This is a genomic window from Burkholderia sp. Bp8963 (genome assembly GCF_003854275.1).
Classification (GTDB): domain Bacteria; phylum Pseudomonadota; class Gammaproteobacteria; order Burkholderiales; family Burkholderiaceae; genus Burkholderia.
Map to the genome: position 1 here is coordinate 93132 of NZ_QTQP01000016.1, position 14580 is coordinate 107711.

General features: G+C 68.1%; 14 protein-coding genes. 4 read left to right on the forward strand and 10 right to left on the reverse strand.

Annotated elements, in window-relative coordinates:
• Positions 1-58: 58 nt before the first annotated feature.
• The 5 genes from DID96_RS15950 to DID96_RS15970 are packed head-to-tail and all read right to left on the reverse strand — an operon-like array spanning position 59 to position 5496.
• A complete protein-coding gene (locus DID96_RS15950) occupies positions 59-1165 on the reverse strand; it encodes a glycosyltransferase (RefSeq protein ID WP_124600255.1) in 1107 nt (368 codons plus the stop codon).
• A 27-nt stretch (positions 1166-1192) separates the two neighbouring features.
• The gene (gene galE / locus DID96_RS15955; protein ID WP_124600256.1) at positions 1193-2215 is read right to left on the reverse strand and encodes a UDP-glucose 4-epimerase GalE; all 1023 of its coding nucleotides are present in this window, start codon (positions 2213-2215) and stop codon (positions 1193-1195) included.
• A 13-nt stretch (positions 2216-2228) separates the two neighbouring features.
• Positions 2229-3365 carry a glycosyltransferase family 4 protein gene (locus DID96_RS15960; protein WP_124600257.1) on the reverse strand — a complete coding sequence of 379 codons (1137 nt, stop codon included), beginning with the start codon at positions 3363-3365 and terminating at the stop codon, positions 2229-2231.
• A gap of 41 nt (positions 3366-3406) precedes the next feature.
• Entirely contained in the window at positions 3407-4243 is an 837-nt protein-coding gene (locus DID96_RS15965) for a glycosyltransferase (protein WP_124600258.1), read from the reverse strand.
• Positions 4240-5496 (reverse strand): oligosaccharide flippase family protein, encoded by a 1257-nt coding sequence (locus DID96_RS15970; RefSeq protein WP_124600259.1) that lies wholly within the window; start codon positions 5494-5496, stop codon positions 4240-4242. The genes DID96_RS15965 and DID96_RS15970 overlap by 4 nt, the downstream gene beginning before the upstream one ends.
• 239 nt (positions 5497-5735) lie before the next feature.
• Between DID96_RS15970 and DID96_RS15975 the strand changes: the two genes are divergently transcribed.
• The 4 genes from DID96_RS15975 to waaA all read left to right on the forward strand — a co-directional run bounded on the left by DID96_RS15975 (position 5736) and on the right by waaA (position 10492).
• Entirely contained in the window at positions 5736-7130 is a 1395-nt protein-coding gene (locus DID96_RS15975; RefSeq protein ID WP_124600260.1) for a phosphomannomutase/phosphoglucomutase, read from the forward strand.
• A gap of 85 nt (positions 7131-7215) precedes the next feature.
• Positions 7216-8211 (forward strand): lipopolysaccharide heptosyltransferase I, encoded by a 996-nt coding sequence (waaC, locus tag DID96_RS15980; protein WP_124600261.1) that lies wholly within the window; start codon positions 7216-7218, stop codon positions 8209-8211.
• A 21-nt stretch (positions 8212-8232) separates the two neighbouring features.
• Positions 8233-9117, forward strand: a complete 885-nt coding sequence (locus DID96_RS15985; protein WP_124600262.1) for a Kdo hydroxylase family protein — start codon at positions 8233-8235, stop codon at positions 9115-9117.
• A 37-nt stretch (positions 9118-9154) separates the two neighbouring features.
• The gene (gene waaA, locus DID96_RS15990) at positions 9155-10492 is read left to right on the forward strand and encodes a lipid IV(A) 3-deoxy-D-manno-octulosonic acid transferase (protein WP_124600263.1); all 1338 of its coding nucleotides are present in this window, start codon (positions 9155-9157) and stop codon (positions 10490-10492) included.
• Between the two features lie 2 nt (positions 10493-10494).
• Here waaA and ureG read toward each other — a convergent pair whose 3' ends face one another.
• From ureG to DID96_RS16015, 5 genes are read right to left on the reverse strand one after another with little or no spacing between them, the layout of a single operon-like run.
• Positions 10495-11142, reverse strand: a complete 648-nt coding sequence (gene ureG / locus DID96_RS15995) for an urease accessory protein UreG (protein WP_124600264.1) — start codon at positions 11140-11142, stop codon at positions 10495-10497.
• A 17-nt stretch (positions 11143-11159) separates the two neighbouring features.
• Positions 11160-11849, reverse strand: a complete 690-nt coding sequence (locus DID96_RS16000; protein ID WP_124600265.1) for an urease accessory protein UreF — start codon at positions 11847-11849, stop codon at positions 11160-11162.
• A complete protein-coding gene (gene ureE, locus DID96_RS16005; protein ID WP_124600266.1) occupies positions 11836-12501 on the reverse strand; it encodes an urease accessory protein UreE in 666 nt (221 codons plus the stop codon). The genes DID96_RS16000 and ureE overlap by 14 nt, the downstream gene beginning before the upstream one ends.
• Positions 12502-12526: 25 nt before the next feature.
• Positions 12527-14233 carry an urease subunit alpha gene (gene ureC, locus DID96_RS16010; protein WP_124600267.1) on the reverse strand — a complete coding sequence of 569 codons (1707 nt, stop codon included), beginning with the start codon at positions 14231-14233 and terminating at the stop codon, positions 12527-12529.
• Between the two features lie 40 nt (positions 14234-14273).
• Complete coding sequence (locus tag DID96_RS16015; RefSeq protein ID WP_124600268.1) at positions 14274-14579, reverse strand: urease subunit beta; 306 nt, start codon at positions 14577-14579, stop codon at positions 14274-14276.
• Between the last annotated feature and the right edge of the window lies 1 nt (position 14580).

The window sequence follows — 14580 nt, forward strand, 5'->3', positions numbered from 1 at the left end:
GGCAACAAAAAAGCGCCCGCGGGCGCTTTTTTGTTGTGTCTCGAATGCCGGTGCCAGCTCAGTGAGTGCGCCGATGCTTGCGCACCACCATCCACCGCGGCGTCCTGAACCGCACGATGCTGAGATACAGCCACACATAGGTCAGCGCGAACAGCACGACGAACGCAAAAAGGTGCACCGTGTGCCGCCAGAACAGCGTCGCCGGAATCACGGCAACGAGGCACAGCAGCCACAGATACGGCGACGTCAGCGAATTGCGCCGCGTCAGGTCGTGCGCGTGCTTCGTGCCGACGGCCCAGCGCATCAGGCGCTTGTAGACGAGCATGTGCAGGTGCACGCCGTCCGGAATGCCGGGCGACATCCCGCGAATGAACTTCTTCCGGTAGATCGAGAAGCAGGTCTCGAAGATCGGATACATGAACAGCAGCACCGGATACCACGCGGACACCTCGCGGTGCCGCATCACCAGCATGATCGCGAGTTCGGCGAGCATGAAACCGATGAAGTACGCGCCGCCGTCGCCGAGGAAGATCAGCCCGGCCGGGAAGTTCCACACGAAGAAGCCGATCACCGCGCCCATCATGATGAAGCACGCGGACAGGATCACGGGGTCGCCGACCTGGAACGCGACGTACGCGAGCGATGCAAACATCATGAAGCTGACCATCGACGCGAGCCCGTTGAAGCCGTCGATGATGTTGACCGCGTTCGCGAGCGCCGCGACCGCGAGCACGGTCACGCCGAACGAAATCGCGACGTAGCCGAGCAGGAAGTCGAGCGGCGGCACGCTGATGCGCGTCACGGCGATCTGCAACAGCCAGAACGCGAGCGCGGCCGCGGCCATCGTGCACAGCAGCCGCGCGCGCGGCGACACACGCTTGGTCAGGTCCTCGACGAGCCCGGACAGGAACGCCGGCATCCCGCAGCCGACGAGGCCGAGCACGCTGCCGGCGATCGTCGGGTAGCGCTCCATCAGAATCAGCGCCGCGGCGACGACCCCGGCCAGGATCCCGACGCCCCCGACGCGCGGCACGGGCTGCACGTGGAATTTCTGCACGCCGGCCAGGTCGCTGTCGACCGAAAATCGCTCGTGCAGATGCGCGTAACGCACGATGAACAGCGTGACGAGCAGGGACACGATGAAGCCGGACGCGAAGCTGAGCATGGGATCGCTCGGAAATGGGACAGCGGATTATACAAAACCGCGCGGGTTGTTCTCCTGCCAGCGCCAGTGGTCCGCACACATTTCGTCGAGGCCGAATTTCGCGCGCCAGCCGATCACGTCGGCGGCCGCCTGCGGGTTCGCGTAGCACTCGGCGACGTCGCCCGGGCGGCGCGCGACGAGTTCGTACGGCACCGGTCGGCCGGACGCCTTCTCGAACGCGCGCACCACTTCGAGCACGCTGTAGCCCTGGCCCGTCCCGAGGTTCACGACGAAGCTCGCGTCGCGCTTCACGAGCGCGTCGAGCGCGGCGATGTGCCCTTGCGCGAGATCGACGACGTGAATGTAGTCGCGCACGCCGGTGCCGTCCGGCGTCGGGTAGTCGGAGCCGAACACGCGCAGCTTCTCGAGCTTGCCGACCGCGACCTGCGCGACATACGGCATCAGGTTGTTCGGGATGCCGGCCGGATCCTCGCCGATCTGCCCGCTCGCATGCGCGCCGACCGGGTTGAAGTAGCGCAGCGTCGCGATCCGCCACGTCGGATCCGACACTTCGAGATCGCGCAGGATCTGTTCGGCGATCAGCTTCGACTGGCCGTACGGGTTGGTCGCCGACAGCGGGAACGATTCGTCGATCGGCGAGCGTTCCGGCACGCCGTATACGGTCGCCGACGAGCTGAACACGAACTGCCGCACGTTACGCTCGCGCATCACCTTGAGCACCGTGAGCAGGCCGCCGATGTTGTTCTGGTAGTACTCGAGCGGCTTCGCGACCGATTCGCCGACCGCCTTGAGCGCCGCGAAATGGATCGTGCCGGTGATCGGGTGCGCGTCGAATACCTTCGCGAGCGCAGTTTCGTCGCATACGTCGACCTGATGGAACGCGGGCGTCTTGCCGGTGATCTGCTCGATGCGCCGGATCGATTCGGCCTTGCTGTTGACGAGATTGTCGACGATGACGACGTCATAGCCGTGATCGAGCAGCTCGACGGCGGTATGCGAGCCGATGTAGCCGGCGCCACCCGTCACGAGAATCGTTCCTTTCGCTGTCATGCTTTCCGCTCCTTCAGAGATTGACGCCGGTCAAGGCGCGTATGGTGATTGTGTAGCGTTCGATGACTTTCTGTTCGTCGAATTCGGCGACCACCTTCTGCCGGCCGCGCGCGCCCATCGCCGCGCGTCCGGCGGCGCCGAGCTCGATCATCTGCGTGACGCGTGCGGCGAGGCTCGCGCTGTCGCGCACGGTGCACAACAGGCCTGTCTCGCCGTCGGCGACGACGTCGCGGCAGCCCGGCACGTCGGTCGCGACGATCGGGCGGGCCATCGCGGATGCCTCCATCAGCGTGCGCGGCACGCCTTCGCGGTACGACGGCAGCACGACGCAGTCGGCCGCGGCGATGTGCGGCCGCACGTCGTGCGCTTCGCCGAGATACTCGATGACGCCTTCGCGCACCCATGCGTCGACGTCGGCGCGGCCGATCGCGCTCGGGTTGTCGACGCCGAGCGGGCCGAGCAGCTGGAAGCGCGCTTGCGGATGGCGCGCACGCACCGCGCGGGCGGCCTCGACATACTCGCGCACGCCCTTGTCCCACAGCAGCCGGCCGATCAGGATGAAGACGGGCGCGTCGCCCGCGGGCAGCGGCACCGGCGCGAACTGCTCGAGGTCGACGCCTTCGCCGTGCAGCAGGCGCGCGCGGTCCGGATGCGCGAGCAGCCGTTCGTCGGAGAAGGTCGCGAGATCGTCGCGGTTCAGGAACCAGACTTCACGCGGGAAGCGGAACGCGAAGCGGTAGAGCCGCTTCGCGATGCTCGCCGCGCGACTCTTCTGGATGAACACGTAGCCGAGCCCGGTCGTCACCGCGATCGACGGCACGCGCGCGAGCCATGCGGCGACGGAGCCGTAGATGTTCGGCTTGATCGTGTAGTGGAACACGAGGTGCGGCTTGAGCGCGCGGTACTGGCGATACAGCGCGGCGAGCGTGCCGAGATCCTCGCGCGGGCTCGTGCCCTTCGACGCGACCGTGAGCGGCACGTAGCGGCAGCCCATCTGCTCGAGCAGCGGCACCGTGCGGTCGTGCGGCGCGGCGACGATCACCTCGGCGCCGCGTGCGACGAGCATGCGGATCAGCCCGTGGCGATACGTATGGATCGCCCAGGCCGTGTTGCAGACGAGCACGATGCGCAGCGGGGAGGTGACGGTCATGAAAAAAAGAAAAAATAATGCGTCGAAAATGCCGAAAAGCGTCAAGCGGAGGGGCGCGCAGCGAACAACGTCTGCTTGATCCGCTGCAATGTCCGGTACGGCGTCACGAAATGCAGCAGGTTCTTCGCGAGGCCTGCCCAGTCGTATGGATTCAGCGCGTTGAAATGGCGCAGCAGCAGTGCGAGCGTCGACATCAGTTGCCGGCGACGTTTGGTCGCGCTGATCCCGCCTTCGTTGAGTTCGTAGTAGAGGCCGAGCTCGGGCAAATTCGCGCAATCGTAACGTTGCATTAAGCGCAAAAAAAGATCGAGATCCTCGGCGGCGCGATATTTCGCACGGTAATTGCCGACTTCGCGCACGGCGTCGATACGGAGCATGACAGAAGGATGCACGAGCGGCGAGCGCAGAAAGCGCGTGCGGCGCAGCGCGCGTGGATCGGCGGGGGGCGTCAGCATGAAGCGCGGCTCGCCCGCGCGCGACACGACCTGCGTCCACATGCCGACGCAGGCGACGCGCGGATGCGCATCGAGATACGCGCGCTGCTTCGCGAGCCGCTGCGGCGCGGCGAGATCGCCGGCGTCGATGCGGGCCGCGTAGCGGAAGCCGCGTGCGGCGAGCGCGTCGATGCCGGCCTCGAGCGCGCGCTCGATCCCGCCGTTCTGCGGCATGCGCAGCACCTCGACCGCGAGGCCCGGCAGGTCCGGCACCGCGATGGGCGGCGTGCTGCCGTCGTCGACGACCAGTACGTGCACGGGCGCATCCTCGCGAAACGACGCGAGGGACCGGATGACGTCGTCGTTGCCGTTGTACGCCGGCATCAGGACGGCCACGTCGTCGAGCGGGCCGGCATTGCGCGATGCGGAAATTGGGGACGTCATGGGCGCAGCTTGAAACGGATGTAATAAAAGTTGACGGCGGCGGCGGCCAGGTAGCCGCCCGCGAGCCCGACGAGCGCGCCGTACAGGCCGAGGCGCGGGATCGCGAGCAGGTTGACGACTGCGGCGATCGCGAGCGCGAGCACCCATTTCGTCAACAACACGAATTTTGCTTGATATTTGAGAACGATAAGATTGCCTATCGCCTCGATGCCGGCCGGCACGGACAGCCAGACGGCCCAGCGGAAGATGTCGACCGACGCTTCGTAACCGGGCCCGAACACCTTGCCGATGACGAGCGGCGCGGCGGCATCGAGCACGATTGCGCCGGCGGTCATCAGCGCGGCCGTCATCGCGATCAGCCGGACGATGTTGCGGCGCAGTTGCGCGATGTCCTGCACGCGGTAGACGAATGCGGGCGCGATCGTCTGCGCGAGCATCAGCGCGAGCGTGATCCAGTTCTCGTTCAGCTGCTGCGCGGCCGAGTAGCGGCCGAGATCGGCGAACGACACGTGGCGCTCGAGCATCAGGCGGTCGAGCTTGAGGAACAGGTACATGCAGATGAGGCCGAGCCAGAATACCGTGCCGGCCGTCGCGAAATGCCTGAACAGCGGCCGGTCGAGGGTCCAGCCGAGCGTGCCGCCGTTGCGCTGCCGGTAATACAGCAGCAGGACGATGCCGATCGCGGCGGCTTCGAGTGCCCACAGCCACGAGAAGCGCGCGGGGCCGGCGGCGGCGCGCACCAGCAGCCACACGAGCACGGCCTTGACGAGCGCGGCGGCCATGCTGGTAACAAGCTGCGGCTTGCTGTAGGTCTGGCTTTGCAGCCACGCGTTGACGACGCCGACGAACGGTTCGCGGAAGATCATCGTCACCGCGAGGCCCGCGAGCATCGCGCCGACGAGCGGATCGAACGCGCCCGCGGCGATCGCGATCCAGGTCGCGGCGAGCGCGGCGGCCGACACGGCGATGCGCAGCGCGAACGCGCTGCCGAGCACCGCGCCGAGCTGGCCGGCCGGCCGCTGCACGATGGTCGGAACGAGGATTTCCGCGCCGCACACCCAGGTGAGCGGCGCCAGCACGAGGAGCAGCGTATTCGCATACTGCCATTTGCCGAACACGTCCGGCCCGAAATATCGGGCCAGAAAGCCGCTGATCGCGATCGCGACGCCGATCTGCGTGAGCCGTTCGAGTCCGAGCCAGACGAGGTTCGCGACGGCTTTCGCGACATCCGGGTTCGCGAAGCGCTTCAGCATGGCGTGACGCGGCGATGCCCGCCCGTAACGGCCAAAATGGCGCCGGAAGGCGCCAGCTTAGAGGCGGCGGGACGGCTAGGCATTAAAATGGACGGCATCCGCGTAATCAAAACCAGCGATTATAAGTTGGATCGGGTTCACGCCAGCCATCCCGATCAACCCCGCGGCGCCGGGCGTCAGGCCGGGCACCGGCAACGAGGCGGCCAGAATTTTCCATGCACGCAACCGAGAGTGAATCGATGATTTCCCAATCCATCTTCAAGGCATATGACATTCGCGGCGTGGTCGGCAAGACGCTCGACACCGACACGGCACGCGCGATCGGCCGTGCGTTCGGCAGCGAAGTGCGCGCGCAGGGCGGCGATGCGGTCGTCGTCGCGCGCGACGGCCGCCTGTCCGGGCCCGAGCTCGTCGGCGCGCTCGCCGACGGCCTGCGTGCGGCGGGCGTCGATGTCGTCGACGTCGGCATGGTGCCGACCCCGGTCGGCTATTTCGCGGCCAGCGTGCCGCTCGCGCTGAAGGGCGGCGAGCGCCGTGTCGATTCGTGCATCGTCGTCACGGGCAGCCACAATCCGCCGGACTACAACGGCTTCAAGATGGTGCTGCGCGGCGCGGCGATCTACGGCGAGCAGATCCAGGCGCTGTACAGCCGCATCGTCGACGCGCGCTTCGAATCGGGCAGCGGCGAATACGAGCAGTTCGACGTGGCGGACCAGTACATTGCCCGCATCACCGGCGACATCAAGCTCGCACGGCCGCTGAAGATCGTCGCCGACGCCGGCAACGGCGTGGCCGGGCCGCTCGCGACGCGCCTGTTCAAGGCGCTCGGCTGCGAGCTCGTCGAGCTGTTCACCGATATCGACGGCAATTTCCCGAACCACCACCCCGATCCCGCGCACCCGGAAAACCTGCAGGACGTGATCCGTGCACTGAAGGAAACCGACGCCGAGATCGGCTTCGCGTTCGACGGCGACGGCGACCGCCTGGGCGTCGTCACGAAGGACGGCCAGATCATCTATCCGGATCGTCAACTGATGCTGTTCGCCGAGGAAGTGCTGTCGCGCAACCCGGGCGCGCAGATCATCTACGACGTGAAGTGCACGCGCCATCTCGCGCAGTGGGTGCGCGAGAAGGGCGGCGAGCCGCTGATGTGGAAGACGGGCCATTCGCTCGTGAAGGCGAAGCTGCGCGAGACGGGTGCGCCGCTCGCGGGCGAGATGAGCGGCCACGTGTTCTTCAAGGACCGCTGGTACGGCTTCGACGACGGCCTCTACACGGGCGCGCGCCTGCTCGAGATCCTCGCGAAGACGGCCGACCCGAGCGCGCTGCTGAACGCGCTGCCGGACGCGATGAGCACGCCGGAGCTGCAGCTCAAGCTCGAGGAAGGCGAGAACTTCCGCCTGATCGCGCAGTTGCAGAAGGAAGCGAAGTTCGACGGCGCCGACGAAGTCGTGACGATCGACGGCCTGCGCGTCGAATACCCGGACGGCTTCGGCCTCGCGCGTTCGTCGAACACGACGCCCGTCGTCGTGCTGCGCTTCGAGGCCGAGACGCAGGAAGGCCTGAAGCGCATCCAGGAAGACTTCCGCCGCGTGCTGACGGCGGCGAAGCCTGACGTGACGCTGCCGTTCTGAACGCGGGCGGCGGCGTGGCCGCCGCTGGCGCGATAAAATCGCGTCTTTATGTCTGTCGCCGGCCGCCAGCCGGCGTTTTTTCAGCGTGCAAAAGATCCTGATCGTGCGCGTGTCGTCGCTGGGCGACGTCGTGCACAACATGCCGGTGATCGCCGACATCCGGCGGCGCCATCCCGATGCGCAGATCGACTGGCTCGTCGAGGAAGGCTTCGTCGACCTCGTGCGGCTCGTCGACGGCGTGCGCAACGTGCTGCCGTTCTCGCTGCGCCGCTGGCGCAAGCAGCCGTTCTCCGGCGCGACCTGGCGCGAGATCCGCGCGTTCCGCAAGCGGCTCGCGGCCGAGCGCTACGACCTCGTGATCGATTGCCAGGGGCTCATCAAGACCGCATGGGTCGCAAGCTGGGCACGCGGGCCGCTCGTCGGCCTCGGCAACCGCACCGACGGCGCCGGCTACGAATGGCCCGTGCGCTTCTTCTACCGCAAGCGCGTGCCGATCGAGCCGCGCACGCATGTGATCGAGCGGTCGCGGCAGCTCGTCGCGGCCGCGCTCGGCGATCCGGCACCAACGCCGGCCGATCCGGTCGACTTCGGTCTCGACACGGCTGCGGCATCGCGCGCGGTCGCCGCGCTCGGGCTGAACCTGCCGGTGCCGTACGTCGTGTTCGTCCATGCGACGTCGCGCGCCGACAAGCAATGGCCGGATGCCGCGTGGATCGAGCTCGGCCAGTCGCTGGTGCGGCGCGGCGCATCGCTCGTGCTGCCGTGGGGCAACGACGCGGAGCGCGCGACGAGCGAGCGGCTCGCGAAGGAGTTCGGCGCGGCGGCGATCGTGCCGCCGAAGCTGTCGCTGCCGGCGGTCGTCGGCCTGATCGACGGCGCGGCGGCGACAATCGGGGTTGATACAGGTCTGGTTCATATCGCGGCCGCGCTGAAGCGTCCGACGGTCGAACTGTACAATTTCGCAACGGCCTGGCGCACGGGCGGCTACTGGTCGCCGAACGTCGTCAACCTCGGCACGGCGGGGCAGCCCCCGTCGATCGCGCAAGTGAAGTCGGCGCTCGCGGGCTTCGGCCTCCTGTAACGCACGCATTCCCAAGCGATCATGAGCGAATCCCAGATCATCGAAGTCTCGTCCGCCGACTGGCGCGGCCACAACCTGTCGGTGCCGCGCGAGCAGCTGCTCGCGGCGGTCGAGGAGGGCAAGGTGCTGTATTTCCCGCACCTGCGCTTCGCGATCGAGGGCGGCGAGGAAGCGTTGCTCGATCCGGCGCTCGCCGATCCGAAACGCAAGAACATCAGCCTGGCGCCGAACGGCGGCGCGCTCGCCGGCGTGCTCGGCGACAGCGTCACGCAATCGGCGGTGCGCGCGCTCGTCGCGCGCTTCCAGCAGCAGGCCGGCGAGCTCGTCGACGGCCTCTTTCCCGAATACCGCGGCAAGCTGCGCGTCGCGCCGACGAGCCTGCGGCTGATGCAGGTCGAAACGCGCCAGACGTCGTGGCGCAAGGACGACAGCCGGCTGCACGTCGACGCGTTCCCGTCGCGGCCCAACTACGGCGAGCGCATCCTGCGCGTGTTCACGAACGTGAATCCGGCCGGCGTGCCGCGCGTGTGGCGCGTCGGCGAACCGTTCGAAACCGTCGCGAAGCGCTTCCTGCCGCACATCCGGCCGCAGTTGCCGGGCTCCGCATGGCTGCTCGACCTGCTGCACGTGACGAAGACGCCGCGCAGCGCGTACGACCACCTGATGCTGAACCTGCACGACAGCATGAAGGCGGATCTCGACTACCAGAAGACCTGTGCGCAGCAGACGATGCCGTTTCCGCCCGGCAGCGTCTGGATCTGCTTCTCCGACCAGACGTCGCACGCGGTGATGTCCGGCCAGTTCATGCTCGAGCAGACCTTCTTCCTGCCGGTCGATGCGATGGTCCGGCGCGAATGCGCGCCGCTCGGCATTCTCGAACGCCTGAAGGGCAGGGCGCTGGTTTGAGCGCGCGCCGCAATCGACAACACGGGGTGACCGCTTCATGCTGAGGGCGATCTATCGCGCACTGTGGTGGCTGATCGCGCCGATCGCCGTCGTGCGTCTCTTCGTGCGCTCGCGCAAGGAGCGCGGGTACCGCGAGCACGTCGGCGAGCGCTTCGGCTACGGGCCCGGTCGCGCGAGCGACGACCGCGCGCCGCTGATCTGGGTACATGCGGTGTCGGTCGGCGAGACGCGCGCCGCGCAGCCGCTGATCGACGCGCTGATGAAGGCGCGCCCGGACGCGCGCATCCTGCTCACGCACATGACGCCGAGCGGCCGCGCGACCGGCGAGCAGATCTTCGGCGATCGCGTGCTGCGCAGCTACCTGCCTTACGACATGCCCGGCGCGGTGCGGCGCTTCCTGCGCGCATGGCAGCCGACGCTCGGCCTCGTGATGGAAACGGAAGTGTGGCCGACGCTGATCGACGAGTGCCGCCGCGCGGACGTGCCGCTCGTGCTGACCAACGCGCGGATGTCGGCGCGTTCGTTCCGGCGCGCGGCGAAGTTCGGCGCGGCCGCGCGCGACGTGTTCGGCGGATTCTCGCGCGTGCTCGCGCAGAGCCCGGCCGATGCGGAGCGCCTGACGTCGCTCGGCGCGCGCAACGTGGCGGTGCTCGGCAACCTGAAGTTCGACATGACGACACCGCCGGAACTCGCGGCGCGCGGCCATGCGTGGCGCGACGCGATCGGCGCGCGGCCCGTGTGGGTCGCCGCCAGCACGCGCGAGAACGAGGAAGCGCTGGTGCTGCAGGCGTTCGCGGCCGTGACGACGCCCGGTGCGCTGCTGATCCTCGTGCCGCGTCATCCGCAGCGCTTCGCCGAGGTCGAGGCGCTGGTCGAGCGCAACGGCTTCAAGTGCGTGCGGCGTTCCGCGTGGGCGGCCGATGCCGCCGCGCTCGCGGCGGGCCGTCCTGCCGCGCCGCCGCTGCCGTCCGACGTGACGGTGCTGCTCGGCGATTCGATGGGCGAGCTGGGCGCGTACTATGCGGCCGCGGACGTCGCGTTCATCGGCGGCAGCCTGCTGCCGCTCGGCGGACAGAACCTGATCGAGGCGTGCGCGGTCGGCGTGCCCGTGCTGATCGGGCCGCACGTGTTCAACTTCACGCAGGCGACTGCCGACGCGGTCGCGGCCGGCGCCGCGCTGCAGGTCGAGGATCCGCTGGATCTCGCGCACGTGCTCGACGCGCTGCTCGCCGACAACGCGCGGCGCATCGCGATGGGCGCGGCCGGCGCGGCGTTCGCGGCACGCCATCGCGGCGCGACGGCGCGTACGGTCGACGTGCTCGCCGCGCTGCTGCCGCCCGTCACGAACGGCGAGCGGGTCGAGCAGGACGAGTAGGCTCAGACAGTCAGCAGTCCCTTTTTCTCGATGAACGCGACGACATCCGCGACGCCGTCGAGCGTCTTCAGGTTCGTCATCACGTACGGCCGCTCGCCGCGCATCTTCTTCGTATCCGACGCCATCACGTCGAGGTTCGCGCCCACCAGCGGCGCGAGGTCGGTCTTGTTGATCACGAGCAGGTCCGACTTCGTGATGCCGGGGCCGCCCTTGCGCGGAATCTTCTCGCCGCCCGCCACGTCGATCACGTAGATCGTCAGGTCCGACAGCTCGGGGCTGAACGTCGCCGCGAGGTTGTCGCCGCCGGATTCGATGAACACGATGTCCGCGTCCGGAAAGCGCGCGAGCATCCGGTCGACGGCCTCGAGGTTGATCGACGCGTCCTCGCGGATCGCGGTGTGCGGGCAGCCGCCCGTCTCGACGCCCATGATCCGCTCCTCGGGCAGCGCGCCCGCGACCGTCAGCAGGCGCTGGTCTTCCTTCGTGTAGATATCGTTGGTGATCGCGACGAGGTCGTAGCGGTCGCGCATCGCCTTGCACAGCATTTCGAGCAGCGTGGTCTTGCCGGAGCCGACCGGGCCGCCGATGCCGACGCGCAGCGGCGGCAGCTTCTTGGTGCGGCGGGCGGACGGGGAGTAGGGTGCGTTCATGGCGGGCAGCGTGTGGGTCAGGAGCGGAACAACCGCGAATATTGGGTTTCGTGCCGCGCGGACAGGATGCCGAGCTGAGGCGCAAACGTGTTGATCGCGTCGGGCGGTGTTGCGAGCGCGCGCTGCACGGCCGCGTCGATCGCGCCGCGCAGCGCGACGATGATGCGTTGGCCCGCGAGCTGGCCGAGCGGCACGGCCTTCAGCGCGGCGGCCGTCTGGTTTTCGATCCAGCCGAATGCGTAGGCGGCGAGCATCGCGTCCGCGCGAGCGTCGTGTGCGGCCGCTGCGAACGCGAACGCGGTCGGCAGCGCGATCGGCGAAATCGACGCCAGCGTTGAAAGCGTCATTCGGCGCGCGGCGTCGCCCCATTCGAGCGACGTGCAGAGCTGCGCGAGCGACCAGCCCATCTGCTCGGTCTCGCGGCGCAGCTCGGCCGATTCGCGGCTCGCGACGAACCACGCGTTCTCGCGTGCGAGCGCGTCCGTGTCGTGCGCGTGCCAGCGCCCGAGCTGGTGTGCGAGAAACGGCAGCTCGCCGTGCGCGAGCACGTCGGTCAGGCCGCTCGCGATCCAGTCGCGCGCGCTATCGGCATCGCGGATCAGGTTCGCGTCGAGTGCCGCTTCCAGGCCCTGCGAATAGCTGAACGCGCCGATCGGCAACGCGGGCGACGCGAGGTGCAGCAGCGCGACGAGCTCAGCGGTGTTCATGACCGTGGCCATGGCCGTGCGTGCATCCGGGACCATGCTGATGATCGTGATCGTGATCGTGATCGTGATCGTGATCGTGATCGTGATCGTGATCGTGCGAGTGCGAGTGCGAGTGCGAGTGCGAGTGCGAGTGTCCGTGGTGCTCGTCGAACACCTGCTGCGCGAGCGCGTAGTCCTCGGCGAACGTCGCGTCGTGACCATGCTTGTGCCCGCCGCCATACGCGCCGGCTTCCGGCTGGAATGGCGCGTCGACCTGCTCGACCTGCGCGCCGAGCCGCCGCAGCATATCGGCGAGTACGGGATCGGCTTCGAGCTTCAGATAGCCGTCGCCGATCTCGACCGGCGTGTGGCGGTTGCCGAGGTGATAGGCGGCGCGCGTGAATGTCAGTGGGTCCGGCGCGCGCACGAGCAGCACGGTTTCGCGCGCGGCGGCGACGCGCACGAGCGCGCCGTCGTCGGCGACGAGCATGTCGCCGTCCCGCAGCACGGTGCCGCGTGGCAGCACGAGCGCGACTTCTTCGCCGGTGTCGAGCGTGGCCGCGAGGCGGCTCTTGCAACGGGCGTCATACGCGAGCGTGAGCGTGGGCGCGCGCGCGACGAGCGACGCGGCGAGCTTCACGTTCGGGGCAATGCGTTTGTCGATGGTGCGCATGAATCGGGAACCGGGGAGCAGGAAATCAGAACAGGAAATAGCGCTGCGCCATCGGCAGCACGGTGGCCGGCTCGCAGGTGAGCAGCTGGCCGTTGGCGATCACGTCGTAGGTTTCCGGGTCGACGCTGATCGCGGGCCGCCACGCGTTGTGGATCATGTCGGCCTTCGTCACGTTGCGGCAGTTGCGCACCGGCACGATGCGCTTCGCGAGCCCGTAGCGCTCGGCGATGCCCGCGTCGGCCGCCATCTGCGACACGAACGTCAGCGACGTGCGCGCGAGCGCGCCGCCACGCGTCGCGAACATCTCGCGATAGTGGACGGGCTGCGGCGTCGGGATCGACGCGTTCGGGTCGCCCATCTGCGCGATCGCGATCATCCCGCCCTTCAGGATCATCGTCGGCTTGATGCCGAAGAACGCGGGCTCCCACAGCACGAGGTCCGCCCACTTGCCGGGCTCGATCGAGCCGACCTCGTGCGCGATGCCGTGCGTGAGCGCCGGGTTGATCGTGTACTTTGCGACATAGCGCTTCGCGCGGAAGTTGTCGTGGCGGGTGTTGTCCCCGGGCAGCGCGCCGCGTTGCACCTTCATCTTGTGCGCGGTCTGCCAGGTGCGGATGATCACCTCGCCGACGCGGCCCATCGCCTGCGAATCGGACGACAGCATCGACAGCGCGCCGAGGTCGTGCAGGATATCCTCGGCCGCGATCGTCTCGCGGCGAATGCGCGATTCGGCGAATGCGAGATCCTCGGCGATCGACGGATCGAGGTGATGGCACACCATCAGCATGTCGAGATGCTCGTCGAGCGTGTTGATCGTGTACGGGCGCGTCGGGTTGGTTGACGACGGCAGCACGTTCGCCTCGCCGCACACCTTCAGGATGTCGGGCGCATGGCCGCCGCCCGCGCCCTCGGTGTGGTAGGTATGGATCGTGCGGCCCTTGAACGCGGCCACCGTCGATTCGACGAAGCCGGCTTCGTTCAGCGTGTCGGTGTGGATCGCGACCTGCGTGTCGGTGTCGTCGGCGACGGAAAGACAGTTGTCGATCGCGGCGGGTGTCGTGCCCCAGTCTTCGTGCAGCTTGAGGCCGATCGCGCCGGCCGCGATCTGCTCGACGAGCGGTTGCGGCAGGCTCGCGTTGCCCTTGCCGAGAAAGCCGAGGTTGATCGGCCAGCCGTCGGCGGCCTGCAGCATCCGCTCCATGTGCCACGGGCCCGGCGTGCAGGTCGTCGCGTTGGTGCCGGTGGCCGGCCCCGTGCCGCCGCCGAGCATCGTCGTGACGCCCGACGCGAGCGCCTCGTCGATCTGCTGCGGGCTGATGAAGTGGATGTGCGTGTCGATGCCGCCCGCGGTCACGATCAAGCCCTCGCCGGCGATCACTTCGGTCGCAGCGCCAATCGGGATCGTCACGCCTGGCTGGATGTCCGGATTGCCGGCCTTGCCGATCGCGGCGATGCGGCCGTGCTTGATCGCGATGTCGGCCTTCACGATGCCCCAGTGATCGAGGATCACCGCATTCGTGATCACCGTGTCGGGCACGTCGGCGGCGACGCGCTGCGACTGGCCCATCCCGTCGCGGATCACCTTCCCGCCGCCGAATTTCACTTCCTCGCCGTAGATCGTAAAGTCGCGTTCGATCTCGATCAGCAGCTCGGTATCGGCGAGACGGATGCGGTCGCCCGTCGTCGGCCCGAACATCTCCGCATACGCGCGGCGGCTCAAGCGTAGTGTCATTTCGTGCAGTTCCTGAAGACCTGAAGAGCGGGGCCCGCGCTCAGAGCGGCCCCATCACCTTGCCCTGAAAACCATAGACGGCGCGTTCGCCCGCGAGCGCGACGAGTTCGACGGTGCGCGTCTGGCCGGGCTCGAAGCGCACGGCCGTGCCGGCCGCGATGTTGAGCCGGAAGCCGCGCGCGGCTGCGCGGTCGAACGACAGCGCGTCGTTGACTTCGAAGAAGTGATAGTGCGAGCCGACCTGCACCGGGCGGTCGCCGGTGTTCGCGACGCTCAGCGTGAGCGTCGCGCGGCCCGCGTTCAGTTCGTGCTCGCCGTCGTCGGTGAGGATTTCGCCGGGGATCATG

What these genes read in the sequence shown, in the direction of transcription:
- DID96_RS15950 (WP_124600255.1), bottom strand. Translation starts at nt 1,165, where the DNA reads ATGCTCAGCTTCGCGTCCGGCTTCATCGTGTCCCTGCTCGTCACGCTG.
- galE (WP_124600256.1), bottom strand. Translation starts at nt 2,215, where the DNA reads ATGACAGCGAAAGGAACGATTCTCGTGACGGGTGGCGCCGGCTACATC.
- DID96_RS15960 (WP_124600257.1), bottom strand. Translation starts at nt 3,365, where the DNA reads ATGACCGTCACCTCCCCGCTGCGCATCGTGCTCGTCTGCAACACGGCC.
- DID96_RS15965 (WP_124600258.1), bottom strand. Translation starts at nt 4,243, where the DNA reads ATGACGTCCCCAATTTCCGCATCGCGCAATGCCGGCCCGCTCGACGAC.
- DID96_RS15970 (WP_124600259.1), bottom strand. Translation starts at nt 5,496, where the DNA reads ATGCTGAAGCGCTTCGCGAACCCGGATGTCGCGAAAGCCGTCGCGAAC.
- DID96_RS15975 (WP_124600260.1), top strand. Translation starts at nt 5,736, where the DNA reads ATGATTTCCCAATCCATCTTCAAGGCATATGACATTCGCGGCGTGGTC.
- DID96_RS15985 (WP_124600262.1), top strand. Translation starts at nt 8,233, where the DNA reads ATGAGCGAATCCCAGATCATCGAAGTCTCGTCCGCCGACTGGCGCGGC.
- waaA (WP_124600263.1), top strand. Translation starts at nt 9,155, where the DNA reads ATGCTGAGGGCGATCTATCGCGCACTGTGGTGGCTGATCGCGCCGATC.
- ureG (WP_124600264.1), bottom strand. Translation starts at nt 11,142, where the DNA reads ATGAACGCACCCTACTCCCCGTCCGCCCGCCGCACCAAGAAGCTGCCG.
- DID96_RS16000 (WP_124600265.1), bottom strand. Translation starts at nt 11,849, where the DNA reads ATGAACACCGCTGAGCTCGTCGCGCTGCTGCACCTCGCGTCGCCCGCG.
- ureE (WP_124600266.1), bottom strand. Translation starts at nt 12,501, where the DNA reads ATGCGCACCATCGACAAACGCATTGCCCCGAACGTGAAGCTCGCCGCG.
- ureC (WP_124600267.1), bottom strand. Translation starts at nt 14,233, where the DNA reads ATGACACTACGCTTGAGCCGCCGCGCGTATGCGGAGATGTTCGGGCCG.
- DID96_RS16015 (WP_124600268.1), bottom strand. Translation starts at nt 14,579, where the DNA reads ATGATCCCCGGCGAAATCCTCACCGACGACGGCGAGCACGAACTGAAC.